The sequence below is a fragment of the Micromonospora sp. CNZ285 genome, from assembly GCF_004637285.1.
In genome coordinates this window covers 4,790,717-4,813,772 of sequence record NZ_SPQD01000001.1, presented here as the reverse complement: position 1 = coordinate 4,813,772, position 23,056 = coordinate 4,790,717, and the positions used below count along the sequence as shown (strand labels likewise).

General features: G+C 74.4%; 19 protein-coding genes and 2 riboswitches. Of the genes, 12 read left to right on the top strand and 7 right to left on the bottom strand.

The annotated features are described in order from the left end of the window. Positions 1-8: 8 nt before the first annotated feature. The 4 genes from CLT75_RS21935 (at position 9) to paaN (ending at position 5,535) form a co-directional block, all read left to right on the top strand. Positions 9-983 carry a DMT family transporter gene (locus CLT75_RS21935; RefSeq protein WP_135242254.1) on the top strand — a complete coding sequence of 325 codons (975 nt, stop codon included), beginning with the start codon at positions 9-11 and terminating at the stop codon, positions 981-983. 72 nt (positions 984-1,055) lie between these two features. Then, positions 1,056-1,188, top strand: a riboswitch (SAM riboswitch). Between the two features lie 12 nt (positions 1,189-1,200). Further along, entirely contained in the window at positions 1,201-2,490 is a 1,290-nt protein-coding gene (thrC, locus tag CLT75_RS21930; RefSeq protein ID WP_135242253.1) for a threonine synthase, read from the top strand. A 299-nt stretch (positions 2,491-2,789) separates the two neighbouring features. Further along, positions 2,790-3,809, top strand: coding sequence for a GNAT family N-acetyltransferase (locus tag CLT75_RS21925; RefSeq protein ID WP_135242252.1), 1,020 nt, complete (start codon positions 2,790-2,792; stop codon positions 3,807-3,809). A gap of 52 nt (positions 3,810-3,861) precedes the next feature. After that, positions 3,862-5,535 carry a phenylacetic acid degradation protein PaaN gene (paaN, locus tag CLT75_RS21920; RefSeq protein ID WP_209310365.1) on the top strand — a complete coding sequence of 558 codons (1,674 nt, stop codon included), beginning with the start codon at positions 3,862-3,864 and terminating at the stop codon, positions 5,533-5,535. A gap of 61 nt (positions 5,536-5,596) precedes the next feature. Here paaN and CLT75_RS21915 read toward each other — a convergent pair whose 3' ends face one another. Further along, entirely contained in the window at positions 5,597-6,112 is a 516-nt protein-coding gene (locus CLT75_RS21915) for a GNAT family N-acetyltransferase (RefSeq protein WP_135242250.1), read from the bottom strand. Between the two features lie 218 nt (positions 6,113-6,330). Between CLT75_RS21915 and CLT75_RS21910 the strand changes: the two genes are divergently transcribed. From CLT75_RS21910 to groL, 3 genes are all read left to right on the top strand, one after another. Next, positions 6,331-6,534 carry a cold-shock protein gene (locus tag CLT75_RS21910; RefSeq protein WP_013288855.1) on the top strand — a complete coding sequence of 68 codons (204 nt, stop codon included), beginning with the start codon at positions 6,331-6,333 and terminating at the stop codon, positions 6,532-6,534. Between the two features lie 109 nt (positions 6,535-6,643). Beyond that, positions 6,644-8,035, top strand: coding sequence for a hypothetical protein (locus tag CLT75_RS21905; RefSeq protein WP_135242249.1), 1,392 nt, complete (start codon positions 6,644-6,646; stop codon positions 8,033-8,035). Positions 8,036-8,310: 275 nt separating this feature from the next. Continuing rightward, on the top strand, positions 8,311-9,933 hold the full coding sequence (groL, locus tag CLT75_RS21900) for a chaperonin GroEL (RefSeq protein ID WP_030502773.1): 1,623 nt from the start codon (positions 8,311-8,313) through the stop codon (positions 9,931-9,933). A gap of 71 nt (positions 9,934-10,004) precedes the next feature. Here the strand turns inward: groL and CLT75_RS21895 are convergent, their stop codons facing one another. The 3 genes from CLT75_RS21895 to CLT75_RS21885 form a co-directional block, all read right to left on the bottom strand. Next, positions 10,005-10,274, bottom strand: a complete 270-nt coding sequence (locus tag CLT75_RS21895) for a hypothetical protein (RefSeq protein ID WP_135242248.1) — start codon at positions 10,272-10,274, stop codon at positions 10,005-10,007. Between the two features lie 70 nt (positions 10,275-10,344). Then, the gene (locus CLT75_RS21890; RefSeq protein ID WP_135242247.1) at positions 10,345-11,271 is read right to left on the bottom strand and encodes a GNAT family N-acetyltransferase; all 927 of its coding nucleotides are present in this window, start codon (positions 11,269-11,271) and stop codon (positions 10,345-10,347) included. A gap of 43 nt (positions 11,272-11,314) precedes the next feature. After that, positions 11,315-13,723 carry a S8 family serine peptidase gene (locus CLT75_RS21885; RefSeq protein WP_135242246.1) on the bottom strand — a complete coding sequence of 803 codons (2,409 nt, stop codon included), beginning with the start codon at positions 13,721-13,723 and terminating at the stop codon, positions 11,315-11,317. Positions 13,724-13,791: 68 nt separating this feature from the next. Between CLT75_RS21885 and CLT75_RS21880 the strand changes: the two genes are divergently transcribed. Beyond that, positions 13,792-15,609: a glycerol-3-phosphate dehydrogenase/oxidase gene (locus tag CLT75_RS21880; RefSeq protein WP_135244089.1), complete on the top strand. Its 1,818-nt coding sequence runs from the start codon at positions 13,792-13,794 to the stop codon at positions 15,607-15,609. 64 nt (positions 15,610-15,673) lie between these two features. Beyond that, complete coding sequence (locus CLT75_RS21875) at positions 15,674-16,171, top strand: hypothetical protein (protein ID WP_135242245.1); 498 nt, start codon at positions 15,674-15,676, stop codon at positions 16,169-16,171. Here the strand turns inward: CLT75_RS21875 and CLT75_RS21870 are convergent. Further along, on the bottom strand, positions 16,168-17,568 hold the full coding sequence (locus CLT75_RS21870) for an FAD-linked oxidase C-terminal domain-containing protein (RefSeq protein WP_135242244.1): 1,401 nt from the start codon (positions 17,566-17,568) through the stop codon (positions 16,168-16,170). The two genes, CLT75_RS21875 and CLT75_RS21870, sit on opposite strands and share 4 nt — an antisense overlap. Positions 17,569-17,601: 33 nt before the next feature. On the opposite strand from CLT75_RS21870, the gene CLT75_RS21865 reads away from it, so the two are divergent. Then, entirely contained in the window at positions 17,602-17,934 is a 333-nt protein-coding gene (locus CLT75_RS21865) for a DUF4031 domain-containing protein (protein ID WP_013475092.1), read from the top strand. Here the strand turns inward: CLT75_RS21865 and CLT75_RS21860 are convergent. Continuing rightward, the gene (locus CLT75_RS21860; RefSeq protein ID WP_135242243.1) at positions 17,860-18,495 is read right to left on the bottom strand and encodes an HD domain-containing protein; all 636 of its coding nucleotides are present in this window, start codon (positions 18,493-18,495) and stop codon (positions 17,860-17,862) included. The genes CLT75_RS21865 and CLT75_RS21860 overlap by 75 nt on opposite strands. Before the next feature lie 69 nt (positions 18,496-18,564). Here CLT75_RS21860 and CLT75_RS21855 point away from each other — a divergent pair, with 69 nt between their 5' ends. Next, positions 18,565-19,818, top strand: coding sequence for an FUSC family protein (locus tag CLT75_RS21855; protein WP_135242242.1), 1,254 nt, complete (start codon positions 18,565-18,567; stop codon positions 19,816-19,818). 221 nt (positions 19,819-20,039) lie between these two features. Here the strand turns inward: CLT75_RS21855 and CLT75_RS21850 are convergent, their stop codons facing one another. Next, positions 20,040-21,302 carry an aminotransferase class V-fold PLP-dependent enzyme gene (locus CLT75_RS21850; RefSeq protein ID WP_135242241.1) on the bottom strand — a complete coding sequence of 421 codons (1,263 nt, stop codon included), beginning with the start codon at positions 21,300-21,302 and terminating at the stop codon, positions 20,040-20,042. Positions 21,303-21,346: 44 nt separating this feature from the next. Further along, a riboswitch (SAM riboswitch) is annotated at positions 21,347-21,469 on the bottom strand. A gap of 23 nt (positions 21,470-21,492) precedes the next feature. Here CLT75_RS21850 and CLT75_RS21845 point away from each other — a divergent pair. Then, the gene (locus tag CLT75_RS21845) at positions 21,493-23,040 is read left to right on the top strand and encodes a PrsW family glutamic-type intramembrane protease (RefSeq protein ID WP_209310477.1); all 1,548 of its coding nucleotides are present in this window, start codon (positions 21,493-21,495) and stop codon (positions 23,038-23,040) included. Positions 23,041-23,056 lie beyond the last annotated feature (16 nt).

The window sequence follows — 23,056 nt, the reverse complement described above, 5'->3', positions numbered from 1 at the left end:
GAGCTGCGATGCGTTCCCGTCACGCCACCCTCCCGATCTTCGCCGTGGTCAGCTGGGGCGTCATGTTCCCCGTGCTCGCCAGCGCGCTCACCCGCGTCGACGCGCTCAACCTGACCACCGTCCGGTACGTGCTCGCCACCGCCGTACTGCTCGCCCTGCTGCTGGCCCGCGAGGGCGTGGCCGCCCTGTCCACCCAGCGGCGCGGGCTCGAGGTGGTGCTCCTCGGCGCGCTCGGCTTCGCCGGGTTCAACACGCTGACGAACCTCGCCCTCGGCCACGCCGCCCCGCAGCAGATCGCGCTGTTCGCGGCCACCGTGCCGCTGGTCACCCAGTTCGTCCGCTGGGCGCGCGACGGCGTCCGCCCGCGACCGGTACTGCTCGGCATCTCGCTCGTCGCCCTGGCCGGCGTCGGCCTGGTGATCACCCGCGGCCGGCTCGACGGACTGGGCCAGTTCGGCTGGGGCGGGCTGCTCATGATCGGTGCCGTGTTCGGCTGGGCGTTCTACACCCACGGCGCGAGCCGGTTCCCCGAGTGGTCCGCGCTGCGCTACACCACGCTGACCGCCGTCGCCGGCATGATCGCCATGATCGGCGCCAGCGCCATCGCCGACCTCACCGGGCTCCAGCACGCGCCGGCCGCCGCCGACCTCGTCGCCGTCGCTCCGCAGCTCGCGTACGCGGTGCTGGTCGCCGCTGTCCTCGCGGTGCTGGCGTGGAACACCGGCGTCCGGCGGCTCGGCCCGGCGAATGCCGCGCTGTTCATGAACCTGGTGCCGGTGGCCACGTTCGCGGTGCAGATCGTGCGCGGATACCGGCCGGTCGCGGTGGAGCTGGTGGGCGCCGGGCTGACCATCGCCGCCCTGGTGGCCGCGAACCTCGTCACCCGTACCCCCTCGGCAGCGGTGACCACGACGGCGCCGGAGCCGGTCGCGGTGGTGGACCGGGCCGCGGTGGTGGACCCGGTCGCGGTGGTCGGACGCTGAGCCGGCCCACAGCGTGGGATCCCGAGGTGGCGCGGCCGTGAGCAGCGCATAGACTCGGCGGCACAACTGAATACCTCATCCAGAGGGGCTGAGGGATACGGCCCGACGACGCCCCGGCAACCACCCGCACGCTCGACGACGAGCGACAGCGGGCAGGTGCCAATTCCGTCCCCGCCGCACCCGGCGATGCGGGGAAAGATGAGAGGAACTCCTCGACATGACGTCGACGCTTTCCGTCGCCACCGGTATCGACACCACCCTCAGCCCGGCCCGCGCCCTGGTCTGCCGTGCCTGTTCGGCGCGCTACCCGCTGGCCGCCCAGCACGCCTGTTACGAGTGCTTCGGGCCGCTGGAGGTCGACTACGACACCGCCGCGCTCGCCACCGTCACCCGGGAGCAGATCGAGGCCGGTCCGGCGAACATCTGGCGGTACGCGGCACTGCTGCCCGCCGGTCAGGACCCGGGCACCCGGGTCACGCTCGACCCGGGGCTGACCCCGCTCGTCGCCGCCCCGAACCTCGCCGCCGAGCTGGGACTCACCGCGCCGCTGTGGGTCAAGGACGACAGCGCGAACCCCACCCACTCGTTCAAGGACCGGGTCGTCTCGGTGGCGCTCACCGCCGCCAGGGCGCTCGGCTTCACCCGCTACGCCTGCGCCTCCACCGGCAACCTCGCCAACTCCGTCGCCGCGCACGCGGCCCGGGCCGGCGTGCCGTCGGTCGTCTTCATCCCCGGCGACCTGGAGCAGGGCAAGGTCGTCACCACCGCCGTGTACGGCGGCGACCTGGTCGCCATCGACGGCTCGTACGACGACGTGAACCGGCTCTGCGGCGAACTGGTCGAGACCGACGAGTTCGAGGACACCGCGTTCGTCAACGTGAACGTGCGGCCCTACTACGCCGAGGGCTCCAAGACGCTCGGCTACGAGGTGGCCGAGCAGCTCGGCTGGCGGATCCCGGCCCAGGTGGTCATCCCGATGGCCAGCGGCGAGCTGCTCACCAAGATCGACAAGGCGTTCAGCGAGCTGGTCGAGATCGGGCTGGTCGAGGCGCCGGCCGGTGGCTGGAAGGTGTTCGGCGCGCAGTCGGCCGGCTGCAACCCGATCGCCACCGCGCTGCACGGCGACACCGACACGATCACGCCGGTCAAGCCGGCCGGCATCGCCAAGTCGCTGAACATCGGCGACCCCGCCGCCGGGCTGTACGCGCTGGAGGCGGTGCGCCGTACCGGCGGCTGGATGGACTACGCCGACGACGACGAGATCCGCGCCGGCATCCGCCTGCTCGCCCGTACCACAGGGGTGTTCGCCGAGACGGCCGGTGGCGTGACCGTCGCCGTGCTGCGCAAGCTGGTCGAGTCGGGCCGGCTCGACCCGTCCGCCGAGACAGTCGTCTTCAACACCGGCGAGGGCCTGAAGACGCTCGACGCGGTGGCCGCCCAGGTCGGCCCCACCCACCGCATCAAGCCCAGCCTGCGCGCCGCCCGGGACGCCGGCCTCCTCGCCTGACCTCGGAGCCGGCTCCTCGGCCGGGCGGGGGAGGTGGGGCTCGCCCGGGCGGGGGATCGGGTGAGACCGGTGGGTAACCGGTGATGTGCGGTGAGTGCCAGAAAACCACCCTCAAGGACTTGACGGCAGGAACCGGACGGCGCAAGATGCTTCGTGCGGGAGGGCATCCGCCGGAGACTTTTCAAGTTCTTGCGACCCAACGCCGGAGGCGTTGTGCGGACGTCCCTCCCGACCAACGTTCGAAGGGGCCGGCGGAAAACCGCTGGCCCCTTCGCTGTGTCCGGCGCACGCTCGGTGGCATGACGCTCACCGTGACGCCGCTGGATCCCACCGACCGGCAGACGCTCGACGCGGTGTACCGGATCGCCTGCGCCGCCCAGGCCGTCGACGAGCCGGACCTTCCGCCGACCTGCCGCCGCCGCTTCGAGGCCCTGCTGTCGCACCCGATGCCCGGCATCGAGGGACGCTGGCTCGTCGCCCGCCTGGACGGGCTGCCGGTCGGCTGGCTCCGGCTGCACCTGCACACGATCGAGAACACCGAGAACGCGAGCGTCGAGCTGACCGTCGACCCGGCGTACCGGCGGCGCGGCATCGGACGCGCGTTGCACGAGCACGGCGTCCGGCTGCTCCGCGAGCACGGCGGCAAACGCCTGGTCGGCTCGACCGCCGCCGCGCTGCCCGGCGAGGAGGACCGGGTCTTCCCCGGCGCCGCGTTCGCCGCCGCCCTGGGCGCCAAGCCGGCACTGGCCGACGTCCGCCGCCGGCTCGACGTGACCGGGCTCGACCGTGACCGGCTCGCCGCGCTGCTGGCCGAAGCGCGCGCCGCAGCCACCGGCTACCGGCTGGTGCGGTGGCGCGAGCACGCGCCCGACGAGTACGTCGCGGACGCCGCCTACCTGGAAGGCCGGCTGTTGCTCGACGCGCCGATGGGCGAGCTGGACTGGGAACCGGAGCGGATGGACGCGGCGCGGGTGCGGGACGCGGAACGGGCGCTTGATGCCCGGGGCGTACGCCGGTACAACACCGGCGCGGTGCACGAGGTGACCGGTCGCCTGGTCGGCTGGACCCAGCTCAGCCTGGACGCGAGCAGCACCGACCACGCCTGGCAGCAGATCACCCTGGTCGACCCCGATCACCGCGGCCACCGGCTCGGCCTGCTCTGCAAGGCGGAGAACCTGGCGTACGCGCTGGCGCACGAACCGGCGTTGCGGGCCGTCGACACCTGGAACGCGGCGGCTAACCGGCACATGATCGCGATCAACGAACAGCTCGGCTTCCGTCCCGCCGCCGGTTCCGTCGACTGGCAGTTGACGATCTGAGTTGTGACACGCCCCTACTGATCTGGTGCCTTCCTGTTGCATGATGGCGGGCATGACGGAGACCCCGCACCCCCTGTACGACAGGCACCGCGAGACCCTCGACCGGGCGCTGACCGCCATCGCGGAGCGCGGGTACTGGTCGGCCTACCCCGAGTCGCCCAGCCCACGGGTGTACGGCGAGACCGCCGCCGCCGACGGCAAGGCCGCCTTCGAGGCGTACCTGGGCGGCGACTTCCCGCTCGACCAGGCCGGTGACGGCACCACAGTGGCCACCGAGGCCAGCCCGTTCGGGGTGCCGCTGGACGTGCGCTACCCGCACGCGAGCGCCGACCAGCTGGTGTCCGCCGCGAGCGCCGCGCTGCCCGCCTGGCGCGACGCCGGCCCGCAGGCCCGTGCCGGTGTCTGCCTGGAGATCCTGGACCGGCTGCACCGCAACGTGTTCGAGCTGGCGAACGCGGTGCAGTTCACCAGCGGCCAGGCGTTCGTGATGGCGTTCCAGGCCGGTGGCGCGCACGCGCTGGACCGGGCGCTGGAGGCGATCGCCTACGCGTACGCCGAGATGACCCGCCACCCGGGCACCGCGGGCTGGGAGAAGGCCGCCGGCAAGGGCGACCCGCTGCGGATGACGAAGACGTTCCACGTGGTGCCGCGCGGGGTCGCGCTGGTCATCGGCTGCAACACGTTCCCGACCTGGAACTCGTACCCCGGGCTGTTCGCCTCGCTCGCCACCGGCAACCCGGTCGTGGTGAAGCCGCACCCGCGGGCGGTCCTGCCGCTGGCGATCACCGTCAAGTACGCCCGCCAGGTGCTCGCCGAGGCCGGCTTCGACCCGAACCTGGTGCAGCTCGCCCCCGAGACCGACGGGGAGAAGCTCGCCACCACGCTGGCGCTGCACCCGGCCGTGAAGATCGTCGACTTCACCGGCTCCACCGAGTACGGCGACTGGCTGGAGGCGAACGCCCGGCAGGCCGCCGTCTACACCGAGAAGGCCGGCCTGAACACGGTGGTGATCGACTCCACCGACGACTTCGCCGGGCTCTGCCGCAACCTCGGCTTCACGCTGACGCTGTACAGCGGCCAGATGTGCACCACCTCGCAGAACCTGCTGATCCCGCGCGACGGCATCTCCACCGACCAGGGGCACAAGAGCTTCGACGAGGTGGCGGCCGGGATCGCCGGCGCGGTCGCCAAGCTGACCGCCGACCCGGCCCGGGGCGTCGAGCTGACCGGCGCGATCGTCAACGACGGTGTGCTGGAGCGGCTGGAGGAGGTCACCAAGGTCGGCGAGCCGGTGCTGGAGTCGCGCACCGTCGAGCACCCGTCCTTCCCCGGCGCGGTGGTGCGTACGCCGACCGTGGTGAAGCTCGACGCGTCCGACACCGCGACCTACTCGCGGGAGTGGTTCGGGCCGATCTCGTTCGCCATCGCCACCGACTCGACCGAGCACAGCCTGCGCATCCTGCGCGAGACGGTGGGGGAGAAGGGCGCGCTCACAGCGGGCGTCTACTCCACTGACGAGGCGGTGCTGGACGCGGCCGAGGCGGCGGCGGTCGACGCCGGGGTGCACCTGTCCTGCAACCTGACCGGCGGGGTCTTCGTCAACCAGTCGGCCGCGTTCTCCGACTTCCACGGCTCCGGCGCGAACGCCGCGGCCAACTCGGCGCTGACCGACGGCGCGTACGTGGCAAACCGGTTCCGCATCGTCCAGAGCCGCCGCCACGCCTGAGTCACCGCCTTCGGGTGCGGTCGGTCGTCGCGGTGACGACCGACGCACCCGGCGGGCGTTCTCAGGCCGGGCGGCGCATCTGGAGTTCGTACAGGCCGGTGATCCGGGGGTGCGGCACCCGTACCCCGGTGTCCACGAAGCCCAGCTTCTGATAGGCCCGGTAGGCGCGGTCGTTGCCGACCACCACCTCCATCATCAGCTCGGGCCGCCCGCAGGCGCGGGACCAGGCCGCCACCTCGTCCACGAGCGCCGCCAGCAGGCCGGTGCCCCGCCGGGCCGGGGTCACGTAGACCGCGTAGACGAGCGTCAGGCCCGGCTCGTCCGGCGCGGCGATGCCACCGGCATGGCCGACCAGACGGCCGCCCGGGTCGGCCACGAACTGCGCGGTGTGGTCGCCCCGGGAGACGGCCGCGACCCGGGCCGCGAACTCCGCGTGCGGCCGGGCGGCCGCCTCGGCCACCGTCTCCAGGAACGCCAGCGGGGAGTCGGCCAGCATCTCCAGCCGGAGCGCCCGCATCCGGGCGGCGTCGGTCGGCCGGACCCGGCGGACGGTGGTCGTGGCGGTCGCGCTGGTCATGCCGCATGCATACCGGACGGCCCGGCGCGCGTGTGCGACCGGGCTGTTCCACGCCCGGAATATGCCCGATTTGTGGTCGTGCGCCGTCGTCACGCCTCGTGTAGCGTGCGATTTCGGTCACCGAATTCAGCGTTACCGATCGCCGAACCGGTGCGCCGCCGGTGCCGGTCCGCCGGTTTCCGGGTCTTGGAACGCCGCGCAGAGTGAGGAAGTGCACCGTGGCACAGGGCACCGTGAAGTGGTTCAACGCCGAAAAGGGCTACGGCTTCATCGCCGTCGACGGCGGGCAGGACGTCTTCGTCCACTTCTCCGCGATCGAGATGGACGGCTACAAGGCGCTCGACGACGGCCAGCGGGTCGAGTTCGAGATCGCGCAGGGGCAGAAGGGTCCGCAGGCCGAGCGGGTCCGCGTCATCGCCTGACCTGCGGCGGGCGGTGCTCCCGCGACCGGACGCCGGACCGGGGCTGCGTCGCGGCCGACCACCATGGAAGATCATGAGCCGTTCCAGCCGTAGTCGCTGAGGAGGGCCCATGTCCGATCTGCCCCCGTCGGGCTCCACCGATCCGGTGCCGCCGGCGTCGTCCGGCCCTCCGGCCGACCCGACCGCGCCCCCACCGCCGGCCGCCGCGCCGGCACCGTCGGGGACCACCGGCGGACCCACACCCGCCTCCGGCCCGCCCGGCGCCGACCCGTGGGCCGGCCAGACCGGCCACGCCCCGATCGTTCCGGAGTACGGCAGCCCGCAGCCCGGCGCCCCGAACCCGGCCGGCCAACCCGCCTGGGGCACCCCGCCCGGCTGGACCGCGCCGGGTGACGCCTCATCCAGCTGGTCCGCCCCGGGCGACGTCCCCCCCGGTCACACCCCGCAGGGCTGGAGCGCCCCGGGCACGTCGCCGGAAGGCTGGAGCGCCCCGAGCACCCCGCCGCACGGCTGGAACGCGCCGCCCGGCACGCCGCCCACGGGCTGGGGCCCTCCCGCGTACCCGGGCCATCCGATGCCCGGCGCGGCATACCCGGTGCCCGGGGCCGCGTACCCGATGCAGGCCGGTCCCGGTGCGTACGCCGGCTGGTTCCCCGGCCTCGACCCGCAGGATCCGCTCGTCAACCCGCCGCACGCGGGCATCGGTCCCTGGTTCGCCCGCTGCACCGGCGCGCTGCGGCGCGGCTGGCGGCAACTGCTGCCGATCGTGCTGCTGACCCAGGTGCTCCCGGCTTCGGTGATCAGCGTCCTCACGCTCGTCTTCAGCCCCGAGGGCGAGCTGGCGACCGCGCCGGACGGCGCGCCGGTGCTGCCGGCCGGTTTCTGGGGGCAGATGTTCGCCTTCTACGGCGTGCTCCTGTCCGCCGGGTTGATCTTCGGCCTGCTCCAGGCGATGGGCTGGGCCGCTGGCACCTGGGTGGTCACCCGCCAGGCGGCCGGCGAGCCGGCCGAACTCGGCGCCGCCTTCCGGTACGGGCTGCGCCGCGCCCTCGGACTGTGGGGCTGGACGCTCCTGGTCTCGCTGCTGGTCGTGCTCGGGAGTTGCTTCTGCCTGCTGCCCGGCCTCTACGCCGCGTTCGCGCTGGCCCTGTTCGGCCCGGTCTACCTGTTCGAGCGGCGGGAGCCGATCGGGCGGGCGTGGCGGATGTTCCACAGCCGGTTCGGCATGGTGCTGGGCCGGGTCGCGCTGGTGATCGCGGTGCTCTTCGCGGCGACGGTGCTCGACGCCGTGGTGGGCGGGATCAGCGGGGCGGCGTTCGGCGTCACGCCGATGAACGCGGTCGGCACCGCGATCGGCGCCGTGGTGCTCGCCGTGTTCGGTGCCCTGCTCGCCGCCCCGGCCTACCTGGCGCAGCAGGTCGGGCTGGTCGTCACGTACGCCGAACAGCGGGCTCACGAAGGCCCGGTGAACGCGGCCCGGCTGGCGGCGGAACTCGGCTGAGCGGGGCTGTCGTGCTTGCACTCGGCTAGGGAGAGTGCTAAACAAGTCATTGGCACTCGCGTACGGTGAGTGCCAGAAGGTCGGGGCGGTAGGGCCACGGTCGCACCGGTGTCCGAAGGGGTGCCGGAGCGGTACGAGGCCGGTCGTCGCGGGCTGTCCGGCCCGACCGAGGAGACGTCGTCGTCGCCAGGTGGCGACGTCCCCAAGGTGCGTACACCAGACGGCCCATCCGGGCATCCCGGGTGGCCCGTGAGTGTCCAGGAGGACAACGCCGTATGGCCAAGATGATCGCGTTCGACGAAGAGGCGCGCCGCGGCCTCGAGCGGGGCATGAACCAGCTCGCCGACGCCGTGAAGGTGACCCTCGGCCCCAAGGGCCGCAACGTCGTGCTCGAGAAGAAGTGGGGTGCCCCCACCATCACCAACGATGGTGTGAGCATCGCCAAGGAGATCGAGCTCGAGGACCCGTACGAGAAGATCGGCGCCGAGCTGGTCAAGGAGGTCGCGAAGAAGACCGACGACGTCGCCGGTGACGGCACGACGACGGCGACCGTCCTGGCCCAGGCCCTGGTCCGTGAGGGTCTGCGCAACGTGGCCGCCGGCGCCAACCCGATGGCCCTGAAGCGGGGCATCGAGGCGGCCGTGGCCAGCGTCTCGGAGGAGCTGCTCAAGCTCGCCAAGGACGTGGAGACCAAGGAGCAGATCGCCTCCACCGCCTCCATCTCCGCCGCCGACCCCAGCGTCGGCGAGATCATCGCCGAGGCGATGGACAAGGTGGGCAAGGAAGGTGTCATCACCGTCGAGGAGAGCAACACCTTCGGCCTGGAGCTCGAGCTCACCGAGGGCATGCGCTTCGACAAGGGCTACATCTCCGCCTACTTCATGACCGACCCGGAGCGTATGGAGGCCGTCTTCGACGACCCGTACATCCTGATCGTCAACAGCAAGATCTCGTCGGTGAAGGACCTGCTCCCGATCCTGGAGAAGGTCATGCAGTCGGGCAAGCCGCTGCTGATCATCGCCGAGGACCTGGAGGGCGAGGCCCTGGCCACCCTGGTGGTCAACAAGGTCCGTGGCACCTTCAAGTCGGTCGCCGTCAAGGCGCCGGGCTTCGGTGACCGCCGCAAGGCCATGCTGACCGACATCGCCATCCTCACCGGTGGCCAGGTCATCAGCGAGGAGGTCGGCCTGAAGCTGGACGCCACCGGCCTCGAGATGCTGGGCCGCGCCCGCAAGGTCGTGGTGACCAAGGACGAGACCACCATCGTCGACGGTGCCGGCGACGCCGAGCAGATCCAGGGCCGGGTGAACCAGATCCGGGCCGAGATCGACAAGAGCGACTCCGACTACGACCGGGAGAAGCTGCAGGAGCGTCTGGCCAAGCTGGCCGGCGGTGTTGCGGTGATCAAGGTCGGCGCGGCCACCGAGGTCGAGCTGAAGGAGCGCAAGCACCGCATCGAGGACGCCGTCCGCAACGCGAAGGCCGCCGTCGAGGAGGGCATCGTCCCGGGTGGTGGCGTCGCGCTGGTGCAGGCCGGCAAGACCGCCTTCGACAAGCTGGACCTGGCCGGCGACGAGGCCACCGGCGCGCAGATCGTCAAGGTCGCGCTGGACGCCCCGCTGCGGCAGATCGCCGTCAACGCCGGCATGGAGGGTGGCGTCGTCGTCGAGCGGGTTCGCAACCTCGACCCGGGTCACGGCCTCAACGCCGCGACCGGCGAGTACGTGGACCTGCTGGCCGCGGGCATCATCGACCCGGCCAAGGTGACGCGTTCCGCGCTGCAGAACGCCGCTTCGATCGCGGCGCTGTTCCTCACCACCGAGGCCGTCGTCGCGGACAAGCCGGAGAAGACCCCGGCCGCCCCGGCCGGCCCGGGTGGCGGGGAGATGGACTTCTGAGTCCAGCTCCAACCAGTACGCCGAAGGGGGCGGGCCGCGTCAGCGGTCCGCCCCCTTTCCGCGTACCCGGCTCAGGTGGGCAGCGGGCGCTGATTGCGCCGCTTGTGCGCCCTGTCGTACGGCGGCGGCAGTCGCCTCGGCTCGTCCACCGGCTGCCGTGACTCCTCCACCGGTGGCCCGTCGCCGCCGGTCAGCTCGGCGAGCTGTTCGGCGTCGCCGACGTCGAGCCGGTCGAACGGAAGCTGGCCGGGGAGCTCGTCGGACGGGCGCCGGCCGGGAAGCTCGTCGGACGGGCGCCGGCTCGCCGCCGGGTCCTCGGCCCGTTCGTCATTCGTGGTCATGCACCGCCTCCTCTGCTCCGACCGTAGAGCCCGGTCGATGGCGAAGGAGGCCGAATGGCGCTATTGACGTCTATGCCCTTTTGGCGGCTTTCCGGTAGAGGAAGAACACCCGCTCGATCCGGGCGCCCGCCGCGTTCGAGTAGAACGGCACCGGCCCCACCCAGCCGATCTGCGCCGCGGTGATCCCGGCCGCCGCCTGGTCACGCAGGCAGCGGCGCAGCAGCACGCCGCCGATCCCGGAGCCCTCCGCCGCCGGTGCGGTGCCCATCGGCCCGAACCAGGTCGGCCGCGCCGACCCGTACGCGGCGAACCCGAGGATCTCGCCGTCCCGCTCGGCCAGGTGCACACCCGCGTCCGGCCGCCCCACCGAACCGGTCAGCTCACCGTCCCAGGTGCCGCCGAACGTGGACCTGGCGAACGCGGCGAGCGCCGGCAGGTCGTCGGAGCCGGCCCGGCGTACCGTCACGCCCCGCCCGGCCAGCCGCTGCTCGGCGGCTTCGGTGGGACGCAGCGCCGCCGACCCCTCGGTCAGGTCGGCGGTCATGTTCCAGGCGGTACGGTCCTGCCGGTAGCCGAGCCGCTGCGCGGCGCAGACCGCCGGGGTGTAGCGCACGTCGATGCCCGGCCAGGCGTAGTGCGGCGGGTTGCCGGCGAGCAGAACCTCGGCCGCGCCGAGCGCGCCGAGCCGGCTCTCCGCCTCGGTCAGCAGCGCCCCGCCCACGCCCTGGCGGCGCTCCCTGGGCGCGACGGCGACCAGGTCGACGTGGCCGAGGCGCGGATCGGCCGCCGACAGCGACCCGACGAGTACGCCGACCAGCGCGCCGTCGCGTACCGCGCCGAGGCGCAGCACCGGGCGGTCGGCCTCGGCCCGCTCCGCCACGGTGACCACCACCGCTGACGCCTCGGCCGCGTCCTCCGGCAGGTCGAACGACAGCCGGCACAGCTCGACCACCTCGGGCAGCCGGTCCCGGCCCAGCTCGATGATCTCCACGTCCATGGACGCCGACAGTAGGGCATCGGCAGGCCAATGGACAGGGTTGTTAACCGGTGGTCGCGGTGCGGGCCGCGCGCACCGCCGCGTACGCGTCGACGAGCCCGGCGCCGGAGACGTCCTGCGGTCCGCCGCACGTGCCGGCGGGCGACGCGACCGGCTGCGCGGTGTCGCGCAGGATCGCCCGGGTCCGTTCCAGGTCCCCGAGCAGCGCCGGGTTCGCCGACCACATCAGCGCCACCACGCCGGCGATCTGCGGCGTCGCCATCGAGGTGCCGTCCAGGGCCGCGTACCCGCCGCCCGGCATCGCCGAGACCACATCGGCGCCGGGGGCGACCAGGTCCGGCTTGGCCCGGCCGTCCGGTGCCGGGCCCCGGCTGGAGAACTCGGTGACGCGGCGCTGCCGGTCCACCGCGCCGACGGTCAGCACGTCCGGGTACGGCGCGGGCGGGTCCGCGATCGAGCCGCACGACGGGCCGGTGTTCCCGGCCGCTGCCACCACCAGGATGCCGGCCGCGGTCAGCGCGGCGGTCGCCGGTCGCAGCGCCCCCGGGTCGCACCCCTCCACCGGCGGGCAGCCCCACGAGTTGGTGAGCACGTCCGGGGCGCGGGAGGGACGGCCGTCGGTCAGCGGGTTCCCGCCCGGCGGGAACGGGGCCAGCATGAACTGGAGACAGTCGAGGTAGCGGGCCGGGCTGCCCATGTTCCGGTCCAGGTTGACGCAGCCGACCCAGCTCGCGCCGGGCGCGACGCCGATCCCGTCCCGGCCCACCGCGCTGCCCAGCGTGTGGGTGCCGTGGCCGCCCCGGTCGGCCGGGGCGCGGCGGCCCTCCCACGGGTCGTACCAGGAGTCGTCGCCGCCCCGGAAGCCGCCCGCGAGTGCCGGGTGCCGGCCGTCCACCCCGGAGTCGGAGCTGCCGACCACCACGCCGGACCCGGTGACGCCCAGGTCCGACCAGACCCGGTCCGCGCCGATCAGCGAGATGTTCCAGGCCGGGCCGGTCGGCACCGGGGCGTCGCCGCGCGCCTGCGGGGCGAGCGCGGGCAGCGGGCGCAGGCGCTGGCTCACCAGCACCCGGGCCACCTCGGGACGACTCGACAACCAGGCCCGCACCGCCGGCCCGCCGTCCGTCTCGATCGCGTTGACCAGGTAGTACGGCGTCGGGTTCAGCCGCATCCGGGTGAGCGTGCGGCGCAGGTCGCCCTGCGTGCGGTCGGCTGTCGCCACCAGCCGCCGGTAGACCTCGGTCGCCCGGGCGTCCCGTCCGGGCCGGCCCGGCGTCCCGGCCGGCAGGCCGGTCAGGTCGGCCTGCTCGCGCAGCACCACGAGCAGCCGCTCGCCGTACAGTCCCGGCTGGCCGGGGACCACGTACACCACGGCGACGGCGGCGAGCAGCGCGGCGGCGGTCAGCGCGGCCGGACCGCGCCGGGGCGCGCGGGCGCGGGGCCGGGCGAGCAGCACGCCGTACCCGACTGCGAGCAGGACCGCGACGGCGAACGCCACGCCGGTGCCCACCGCGACCCAGAACGGCATGTCGCGGGTGGCGGAGAGCAGGAGGCTGATCTCCTCCGGGTCGGTGAACGCCAGCGGCCCCAGCAGGGCGAGCCCGACCAGCCGGCGCACCGGCGCGGGCCCGGCCGGACGGCCCGCGTGGCGGGCCGCCGCCTCCAGCGCGGCCAGCACGAACCCGAGCGGCGGCAGCAGGAGCAGCGCCGGCAGTTGCACGCCCGTCTGCCCGGCGCCGGCCGCGAGCGGCGTCAGCGCGACACCCGCGACCAGGCCGCCGACGAGCACCAGCCGGACCGGACCGGGCCCGAACGCGGCCCAGAAGCCGGCGCCGAGCAGCGCCCCGGCGAGCGCGCCCAGCGCGGCGGCGGCCAGGCCGGCCAGCAACGTCTCCAGCGCTCCGCCGAGCGCGCCCACCCAGGCCCACGGCAGGAGTACGGCCAGCCCGGCCGCGATCGCCAGCAGCGACACCGACCCGAACCGGCCCTCCGGGGTCGCGTCCACCACCACCGGTGGCCGGACGCGGGCGAGGCGGACGGCGACGAGCGCGAGCACCGCGGCGGTCACCGCGAGCGCGGCCAGGTACGCCTCGTGGTGCACCGGCGGCACCGTCCGCAGCAGCGTGGTCGCGCCGAGCGCCACCACGGCGGCGGTCCAGGCCCGGCCGGTCGCCCGCAGCGCGGGGGAGCGGGGCGCGAGCGCCAGCGCCAGCGCCGGGGCGCCCGCCAGCAGCACCGTGGCCACCGCCACCACCGGCCAGGCCGCCACCGGCCGGTCCGCGCCGATGACCAGCGCCACCTGGTCGACCAGCCAGCCGGTGACCTGGCCCGGCACGGTGACCAGCACGATCCACACCCCGGTCGCCACCGCCGCGACGACCGGCCACGGACCGGTCTCGCGCGGTGGCGGCGGCGGTACGGGGGCGAGCGGCGGACCGGTCAGCATGGTCATCACGGTACGGCCGGGCCGTGTCGCCGCGCGCCCGGGACGGTTACCGTTGACTGGTGCGTGACCCGAGTGTGTCCCGATCCACGGCCGGCCGGCTGTCCGCCGAGCGCCGCGCCGACGACCTGCGCCGGCTCCGGGCCGAGCGGTTCGACGTGCTGGTCATCGGCGGTGGCGTGACCGGAGCGGGCGCCGCGCTCGACGCCGCGTCCCGAGGGCTGAAAGTGGCCCTGGTGGAGGCGCGCGACTACGCCGCCGGCACGTCCAGCCGGTCCAGCAAGCTGATCCACGGCGGCCTGCGCTACCTGGAGCAGCTGGAGTTCCACCTGGTCCACGAGGCGCTGACCGAGCGCGGCCTGCTCGCCACCCGGCTCGCGCCGCACCTGGTGAGGCCGGTGCCGATCCTGGTGCCGCTGCCCGCCGAGGGCGGCGCCCGTGACCTGCCCCGGCGGTTCTTCCGCCGCTCCTACTACGGCCTCGGCGTGGCCGCGTACGACGCGTTCGCCGGCGTGTTCGGCGGCGGGCGCGGCATGCCGCTGCACCGGCACCTCACCCGCGAGGGCACCCGCCGGATCTTCCCCAGCCTCCGGCCGGACAAGCTGGCCGGCGCGATCCGCTACTACGACGGCCAGGTCGACGACGCCCGCCTGGTGGTGACGCTGGCGCGCACCGCGGCGAGCCTCGGCGCGACTGTGGTGACGAGCGCCCGCGCGGTCGGCCTGACCCGGCAGGCCCGGGAGGTTACCGGCGTGCGGGTCCGCGACCTGGAGGCGCCCGCCGGTTCGCCGGACGCCGAGTTCGAGGTACGCGCCCGCACCGTGATCGCCGCCACCGGCGTGTGGAGCGACGACATGTCGCGGATGCTCAACGACGTCGGGCTGCGCCCGAAGCTGCGGGTCCGGGCCTCCAAGGGGGTGCACCTCGTGGTGCCCCGCTCGGCGATCGTCGGCGAGACCGGCCTGATCCTGCGTACCGCGACGAGCGTGCTGTTCGTGATCCCCTGGGGCGGGCACTGGATCATCGGCACCACCGACACGGACTGGCAACTCGACAGGTCCCACCCGGCCGCGACCGCGAGCGACATCGACTACCTGCTGTCGCAGGTCAACATGGTGCTGGACCGGCCGCTGACCACCGCCGACATCGAGGGCGTCTACGCCGGGCTGCGCCCGCTGCTGGCCGGCGAGGCGGACTCCACCTCCAAGCTGTCCCGCGAGCACGCCGTGGTGGAGCCGATGCTCGGCCTGCTGCTGGTCGCCGGCGGGAAATACACCACCTACCGGGTGATGGCCTCCGACGTGGTCGACCGCGCGATGCACCGGCTCGGCCGGACCCGCCCCTCGCGTACCGCCGACCTGCCGCTGCTCGGCGCCGACGGGTACGCGGCCATGTGGCGGGACCGGGCCGACCTGGCCCGCCGGCACGGGGTGGCGGTCGGCGTGGTCGAGCACCTGCTGGAGCGCTACGGCACCCTCACCCTGGAACTGCTCGCCCTGGTCGACGCCGATCCGCTGCTCGGCTCGCCGCTGGCGGGCGCGCCGGAATACCTGGCCGCCGAGGTGACGTACGCCGCCCGCGCCGAGGGCGCGTTGCACCTGGAGGACGTGCTCACCCGGCGTACCCGGATCTCGATCGAGACCAGCCACCGCGGCCTGGAGTCGGCGGAGCACGCCGCGGAGCTGATGGGTGCGGTGCTCGGCTGGGACGCGGCGACCCGGGACCGGGAGGTCGCCCACTACCGGGCGCGGGTGCTGGCCGAGCGGGAGTCGCAGCTCATGCCGGACGACATCGCGGCCGACGCGGCCCGCCTCGGCGCGCCCGACGTACGCGGATTCGCGGCAGACCGGGGCACCGACGGCCCGGGCGTTGAACTTCCGGCCTCCCCCAGGTAGGGGATCCCGCCCCGGGCGCTCGGCCGCTGGTGCGCGCTACCTACGGAAGTGTAGGTTTCCCGGCGTGGTTCGCCCCTCCTGGTCGCGCGTCCCCGCCCTGTCCGTCGTCGTGCTGCTGGCTCTGACCGGCTGCTCCTTCGGCCGGGCGGAAGGCGCCACCACACCCGGGGCGGCGGGCACGGCCAGCCCGACACCGGAGGGCAGACGCGTCTCCCTGGTGCAGCGGCTCGGCGACGGCCCGGTCCGCAACCTGGAGGTGGACCCGTCCGGCCGCTGGCAGTGCCGCGACTGCGCCGGTGACGGCGTGGACGCCACCGGCACGCTGAGCCCGGAGCAGACCACGCGGCTCCAGCGGATGCTCGCCGACCCGGCGATCGCGAAGGAGACCGACCAGGCCCGCAGCTACAAGCAGGGCTGCATCGGCGTGCTGACCTCGACGCTGCTCGTGCCGCCGGACCTGACGGTCACCATCCAGGACTGCCCGGGCGAGCCCAAGCCGAAGGTGGCCTACGACGTGCTGCTGCTCGTCACCCAGGCCACGCCCGCGGAGGACAAGGGCTAGAACACCTTGCCGGGGTTGAGCAGCCCGGCCGGGTCCAGCGCCGCCTTGATCGCCTGGTGCACGCGTACGCCCACCGGGCCGACCTCGCGGGCCAGCCAGTCCCGCTTGAGCAGCCCGACGCCGTGCTCCCCGGTGCAGGTGCCGCCCAGGTCCAGCCCCAGCCGCATGATCTCGTCGAAGGCCTGCCGTCCCCGGGCCAGGCTCGCCGGATCGGCCCGGTCGACCACGATGTTCGGGTGCATGTTGCCGTCGCCGGCGTGACCGACCACCCCGATCGGCACCCGGCACGCCTCGGCGATCCGGGCCACCCCGTCGAGCAGCTCCGCCAGCCGGCCGCGCGGCACCGCCACGTCGTCGATGACCAGGCCGCCGTTGCCGCCCGGGAACGTCTCGGCGGCGAACCGCTCCATCGCCGGGTGGGCCAGCCGCCGCGCCTGGAGCAGGGCCGCCGCCTCGGTCGCGTCGGTGGCCGCGTAGACCTCGTCGGCGCCCGCCGCCGTGCACACCTCGGCGAGCCGGGCCAGGTCGTCGGCGGCCCGCGTGCCGGTGTCCACCGCCGCGAGCAGCAGCGCCTCGGCATCGGTGCGCAGACCCATCGGCCGGTACGCCTCGATCGCCCGCAGATGCGTCCGGTCCAGCAGTTCCAGCAGGCTCGGCGTGAGCCCGCGCTCGGCGATCCCGGCGACCGCGCCACCGGCGGTCGCCACGGTGGGGAAGACCGCGACCAGGGTCAGTGACTCCTCCGGGGCCGGACGCAGCGCCACAGTCACCTCGGTGATCACGCCGAGCGTGCCCTCCGAGCCCACGAACAGGCGGGTCAGGTCGTACCCGGCGACCCCCTTGGCGGTACGCCGCCCGGTGCGCAGCACCTCGCCGGAGGCGAGCACCACCTCCAGGCCCAGCACGTACTCGCTGGTCACGCCGTACTTCACGCAGCACATGCCGCCGGCGTTCGTCGCCACGTTGCCGCCGATGGTGGACGACTCCCACGAGCCGGGGTCCGGCGGATACCAGAGGCCCTGCTCCCGTACCGCGCGGGCCAGCGCCGCGTTCACCACGCCCGGCTGCACCACGGCGATCCGGCCGACCGGGTCGATCTCCCGCACCGCGTCCATCGCCACAGTGCTCACCACCACCGCGCCGTCGACCGCGTTCGCCGCGCCGGCCAGCCCGGTCCGCGCACCCTGCGGCACCACGGGTACGCCGTGCCGCCCGGCCGCGCGGATGACCGCCACCACCTCGTCGGTGTCGCGGGGACGCACCACCGCCAGCGGGGTGCCCGAGTCGCACAGGTCGGCCTCGTCGCGCTCGTGCCCGGCCAGCAGATCCGGGTCGGTCAGCACGGCGGCGTCACCGAGCGCGGCCCGCAGGTCGTCGAGGAGGGGATGGGCGGCCATGCCGGGAAGGCTACCGGCGTACCGTCTGTTGCCGTGCTCTACCTGGACCCGCCCGCCGTGCCCTGGCGCGGCCGGCTCTGGTCGCACCTGATCAGCGACGTCTCCTACGCCGAGCTGCACGCGTTCGCCGAGATGCTCGGCGCGCCCCGGCGCGGCTTCGACCGCGACCACTACGACGTGCCCGCCGAGCGGTTCCGGGCGGCGGTCTGGCTCGGCGCCACGGTCGTGCCGTCGCGGGAGATCGTCCGCCTGCTGCGGGACGCCGGTCTGCGCCGCCCGAAGCACCGCGTCTCAGGTGAGCGCGGCCAGCTCCCGGGACAGGTTGGCCCGGGCCCGGTCCTCCCAGCGGGCGTGCGGCTCGGGTAGGCGGTACAGCGCCGGCAGGGCGAGCAGGTGCCGCAGCACCGCCGCCCGGCCGGCCCGGAAGTCCGGATCGGGCACGTGCGCGTACTCGGCGCGGATCGCCGCGGCATACCTGTCGTAGCGCTCCGGCGGGGCGGCGAGCACCGCCAGGTCCGCGTCGCACAGCAGCGCGCCGTCCGGGTCGTCCGGCCCGACCACGTGACCGGCGGTGAGCAGCACCAGGCGGCGTACCCCGGTCGCCGTCGCGGCCGGGAGCCCGGCGGCGGCCAGCAGTTCCCCGGCCAGGTCGGCGCTGGCCCGCTCGTTGGCGTCGCCCGCCGCGCGCGGGTCGTAGACCGCGTCGTGGCACCACGCCGCCAGCCGGACCAGGTCCGCGTCGCGGGCCAGACCGGCGTACGCGTCGACCACGTCGAGCACCGCCCGCAGGTGCGCCTCGTCGTGGTAGCGCCGGTGCGGCTCCCGCCAGCCCGCCAGCAGCCGGGCACCGGCCCTGTCGACAGCCGCCGGATCGGTCGCGCCCGCCGCCCGTGCCGTGTCCCGCCACCGTGCCGTCAGGTCGTCCATCGGGTGCAGTCTGCCCCACTCCGGCCCGGTCGGAGGGATTCAGCCGGAGCGGTACGGGTAGTACCGGCCATGGCCCGGGACGGACGACTGCAGTTCCTGCGTCGTGGCAAGCTGCGCGAAGGGCTGGCGGACCGGGACGGGCAGCGGATCGCCTCCGCGATGGAGGAGTTGCGGCACCGGGGCAAGGCGACGCTGCACGACCGGCTGCACCGGGTCCGTACCGCGTTCGGCCTCGCCGTGCAGGCCGGCCTCGCGGCCGGCCTGGCCTATCTGATCTCGCACCGGCTGCTGAAGAACCCGCAGCCGGTCTTCGCCCCGATCTCCGCCGTCGGCACGCTCGCCGCCTCGGTGGGGCAGCGGTTCCGGCGTACGGTCGAGCTGATCGCCGGGGTGGCCGTCGGCGTGCTCGTCGGCGACGCGCTCATCTACTTCGTCGGCACCGGCGCCTGGCAGCTCGCGCTCGTGGTGACCTCGGCGATCCTGCTGAGCATCTTCGCCGGGGCGAGTGTCGCCATCGTGATCCAGGCCGCGGCCACCGCGGTGCTGATCGTGACGCTCAGCCCGTCCACCGAGAACCTGGAGTTCCCCCGGTTCATCGACGCGTTGCTCGGCGGCGGCATCGCGCTGCTGGTCACCGCCATCCTGCTGCCGCTCAACCCGCTACGGGTGATCAACCGGGCCGCCCGGCCCGCGCTGGACCTGCTCGCCGGCCAGCTCGACGCCTGCGCCGACGCGGTGCGCAGCCGGGACCGGGACGCGGCCCAGCAGGCGCTGTTCCGGCTGCGGGAGAACAAGGAGGAGCTGGCCGCCCTCTCCGAGGCGATCGAGGGTGCCAAGGAGACCAGCACGCTGTCCCCGGCCCGCTGGCACCGGCGCAGCGAGCTGACCCACTACGCGGAGGCGGCCGACCCGATCGACCGGGCCATGCGCAACACCGGCACGCTGATCCGCCGCGCCGTCACCATGATCGAGGACGACGAACCGGCCCCCGACCCGATGCCGGACGCGATAGGTCACCTGGCCGAGTCGGTACGCCTCCTCCGCCAGGAGTTCGCCGCCGGACAGGAACCCCAGGAGGCCCGCGAACGGTCGCTGCGCGCGGTGAGCGAGGCCGGCCGGGCGTACGCCGAGGGGGTCGGCTTCTCCGGCAGCGTGGTGATCGCGCAGGTGCGTACCACGGCGAGCGACCTGATGGTGGCCTCCGGAATCGACCAGGAGGAGGCGAACCGGCTGGTGCGGCAGGCGTTCGGCGAGAACCGCCAGGGCGAACCCGCAGCCCGGAACCCCGCCGCCCACCCACCCACAGCCCCACCCGTCGGCTGACCCCGCCCGGCCGCCGTGCGTGTGGTCCGGGCGGGGGTGAGGCTGCGCGCGGGGGCGGGCTCGCCGGCTACCCGTCCGGTGGTGATCATGAGGTTGGCTGCCGGGAAAGCGCTTTCCGGGCCGGTCAACATCATGATCGACGAGGCGGGGGGATCTTGGTACGGGCCCGCCCCACAAGGGCGGGTCCGTACCAAGATCTGGAGGGGGGGAGGGGGAGAGGGCTAGGGGAGGTGGGTCAGGGCCGTTAGGAGGGTGTCTACCTCGCTCGGCGTGGTGCCCAGGCCGAGGCTGGCGCGCAGGGCTGTCGGGGGCAGGTCGGTGCGGCCGGTACGGGCGGCGGCCTCGGCCAGCAGGCGCCGGGTCAGCGGGTGGGCGCAGAACAGGCCGTCGCGTACCCCGATCCGGTGCCGGCTCGCCAGGTGGGCGGCCACCTCGGCGGAGTCCCGTCCGGCGACCACGAAGCTGACGATGCCCACCCGGGGCGCTTCGGGGGAGAACATGCGCAGCTCCACCACGTCCGGCAGCGCGGCCAGGCCGGTACGCAGCCGCGCCAGCAGCGCCTGTTCCCGGGCGTGCAGCGCGTCCCGGTCGGCCGCGCCGAGCGCCTCGCAGACCGCGGCGAGCGCCACCGCGCCGAGCAGGTTCGGGGTGCCGGCCTCGTGCCGGGCCGGGCCGGTCGTCCAGCGCACCTCGTGCGTCGCCGCGCCGACGTGGCTGGTGGCGCCGCCTCCGGCGAGGTACGGCGGGGCCGCGTCCAGCCAGTCCGCCCGCCCGGCGAGCACGCCCGCGCCGAACGGGGCGTACAGCTTGTGCCCGGACACTGCCACGTAGTCCACGTCCAGCGCGGTCAGGTCGACCGGGGCGTGCGGGGCGAGCTGCGCGGCGTCGACCAGGATGCGGGCGCCGTACCGGTGCGCCACCCGGGCCAGTTCGGCGACCGGCAGGCACTCGCCGGTGACGTTGCCAGCGCCGGTGACCGCCACCAGCACCGGCAGGCCGGGCCGGGCATCGCGGGCGAGTTCGCCGAGCGCCGCCGCGAGGGACCGGACCGCGCCGGCCGGGCTGTCCGGCACCGGCAGCCGTACCGAGCCGCGCGGCCAGGGCAGCAGGTTGGCGTGGTGCTCGCCGCCGAACGTGATCACGGTGGTGCCGGCGGGCAGCGCCCGGGCCAGCAGGTTCAGCGCGTCTGTGGTGTTCCGGGTGAAGATCACGTGGTCGTCGGGGCGGGCGCCGAGGAAGTCGCCTACCGTCTGCCGGGCCCGTTCGTAGGCCAGCGTGCAGCGCCGCGACAGCGCGCCGGCGCCCCGGTGCACACTCGCGTACCAGGGAAGAAGCCCGGCCACCGCATCGGCCGCGGCCCGCGCGCACGGCGCGCTGGCGGCGTGGTCCAGGTTGATCTCCCCCGGTACGCCGAGCACGCCGAGCGGGTCGGGCCGGGCCGGCGCGGGCAGCACGGGCAGCGAGGGTACGAGGGTGACGGTCATGCCGGAGCCTCCGGGTCACAGGGACCCCAGGCGTGCCGGGACGGGGTCCGCGCTTGCCCGGCACGCGGAACGGCACCGGGCCCGGTCATCACCCGGGGCACCCCACCGCGAACCTCGACGAGGGTTGCCGGCCAGCAAGCCGGGGCTTGACGCTGGCGCTCGTGACCTGTTCGGGAGCATAGCCGTGACGATGCGACCGGACCAGTGGGTCGCGGGTGACTACGCTGACCGCATGGCCGACACCCCGCCCGGCGCAGCACCGCCGCCACCGCACGCGCCCGCCGCCCCGCCCGCGGGTGCGCCGACGCCCGGGATGCCGTCGCGCCGGTTCGGCTGGCGACGGGCGATGGTGCTGGCCGGGGTGGTGCTGCTGATCGCGGCCGGCGCGCTCTACATGGTCTACGAGCTGAGTGAGAGCCTGGGCGCGGAGGCGCTCCTGGTGGGTGCCGTCGCGGCGGTCCTGCCGGTGCCGGTGCTGGTCGCGTGCCTGCTGTGGCTCGACCGCTACGAGCCCGAGCCGCTGCCCTACCTGGTCTTCTGCTTCGCCTGGGGCGCCTTCGTCTCCACCGCCATCTCGCTGAAGGTCAACCAGACCGGCGCGCAGATCTTCGACGACCTGGGGCTGCCCGCCGCGCTCACCGCGGTGCTCGTCGCCCCGTTCATCGAGGAGCTGACCAAGGCGGCCGGCCCGCTCCTGCTGCTGATCTTCCGGCGCCGCGAGTTCTCCGGGATCACCGACGGCCTGGTCTACTGCGGGCTCTCCGCGGTCGGCTTCGCCATGGTGGAGAACATCCTCTACCTGGGCGGGTACGGCTACCGCACCGGCGTGGAGCAGTACGGCCCGGCCACCGGCACGCAGCTGGTGATCGCGCTGTTCATCGGCCGGATCCTGCTGTTCGGCTTCGCCCACCCGCTGTTCACCTCGATGACCGGCGTCGGCCTCGGTATCGCGGCGCGTACCGCCGACCGCCGGGTACGGGTGCTCGCGCCGCTCGCCGGGCTGCTCGTGGCGATGATCCTGCACGGCACCTGGAACCTGCTGCCGTCGCTGGCCCAGGCCATCGGGCAGCCGGTGATCGCGCTCTACGGCTTCATCGGCCTGATGATGCCGATCTTCTTCGCGATGGTGGGGCTGGCGATCTGGCTGCGCGCCTGGGAGGGCCGGCTCACCGAGCGCACGCTGCCCGACTACGTCCGCGCGGGCTGGCTCACTCCGCCCGAGGTGGCGGCGCTGGGGAGCCTGGGCCGGCGGCACGCGGCGCGTACCTGGGCCCGGCGGGTCGCCGGTGAGGGCGGGGTACGCGCGATGCGCGGCTACCAGTTCGCCGCGACCCGGCTGGCGCTGCTGCGCGACGGGATGCGCCGGGGACTCGATCACAAGCCCGCCGAGCGGGAGCGGACGGCACGGGAGGAACGGGAGCTGCTGGACGCGATCACCGCGTACCGGTCGTTCTTCGTCGGTCGTGACCCGCAGGCGCCGATCGGGGTCTGGGACGGTCAGCGTTACCACCTGCGGTTCCCGGACGGTTCGCAGCGCCCGGTGGAGGCGCCGGACGACCCGGTGGTGCCGATCCCGGTGGTGCTGGCCCCGCCGCCCGCCTTCCCCCAGGGCGGGTACGGCCCGAGCGGCTACGGCCCTGGTGGTCACGGTCCGGGCGGCTGGCACGGCGGTCCGGGTGCCGGGCACGGACCGGGCGGCTGGCACGACCCGGGCGCGCCCTGGCACCCCGGACGCTGACGCCGGCGCGGCTCGT

What these genes read in the sequence shown, in the direction of transcription:
- CLT75_RS21935 (WP_135242254.1), top strand. Translation starts at nt 9, where the DNA reads ATGCGTTCCCGTCACGCCACCCTCCCGATCTTCGCCGTGGTCAGCTGG.
- thrC (WP_135242253.1), top strand. Translation starts at nt 1,201, where the DNA reads ATGACGTCGACGCTTTCCGTCGCCACCGGTATCGACACCACCCTCAGC.
- CLT75_RS21925 (WP_135242252.1), top strand. Translation starts at nt 2,790, where the DNA reads ATGACGCTCACCGTGACGCCGCTGGATCCCACCGACCGGCAGACGCTC.
- paaN (WP_209310365.1), top strand. Translation starts at nt 3,862, where the DNA reads ATGACGGAGACCCCGCACCCCCTGTACGACAGGCACCGCGAGACCCTC.
- CLT75_RS21915 (WP_135242250.1), bottom strand. Translation starts at nt 6,112, where the DNA reads ATGACCAGCGCGACCGCCACGACCACCGTCCGCCGGGTCCGGCCGACC.
- CLT75_RS21905 (WP_135242249.1), top strand. Translation starts at nt 6,644, where the DNA reads ATGTCCGATCTGCCCCCGTCGGGCTCCACCGATCCGGTGCCGCCGGCG.
- groL (WP_030502773.1), top strand. Translation starts at nt 8,311, where the DNA reads ATGGCCAAGATGATCGCGTTCGACGAAGAGGCGCGCCGCGGCCTCGAG.
- CLT75_RS21895 (WP_135242248.1), bottom strand. Translation starts at nt 10,274, where the DNA reads ATGACCACGAATGACGAACGGGCCGAGGACCCGGCGGCGAGCCGGCGC.
- CLT75_RS21890 (WP_135242247.1), bottom strand. Translation starts at nt 11,271, where the DNA reads ATGGACGTGGAGATCATCGAGCTGGGCCGGGACCGGCTGCCCGAGGTG.
- CLT75_RS21885 (WP_135242246.1), bottom strand. Translation starts at nt 13,723, where the DNA reads ATGACCATGCTGACCGGTCCGCCGCTCGCCCCCGTACCGCCGCCGCCA.
- CLT75_RS21870 (WP_135242244.1), bottom strand. Translation starts at nt 17,568, where the DNA reads ATGGCCGCCCATCCCCTCCTCGACGACCTGCGGGCCGCGCTCGGTGAC.
- CLT75_RS21860 (WP_135242243.1), bottom strand. Translation starts at nt 18,495, where the DNA reads ATGGACGACCTGACGGCACGGTGGCGGGACACGGCACGGGCGGCGGGC.
- CLT75_RS21855 (WP_135242242.1), top strand. Translation starts at nt 18,565, where the DNA reads ATGGCCCGGGACGGACGACTGCAGTTCCTGCGTCGTGGCAAGCTGCGC.
- CLT75_RS21850 (WP_135242241.1), bottom strand. Translation starts at nt 21,302, where the DNA reads ATGACCGTCACCCTCGTACCCTCGCTGCCCGTGCTGCCCGCGCCGGCC.
- CLT75_RS21845 (WP_209310477.1), top strand. Translation starts at nt 21,493, where the DNA reads ATGCGACCGGACCAGTGGGTCGCGGGTGACTACGCTGACCGCATGGCC.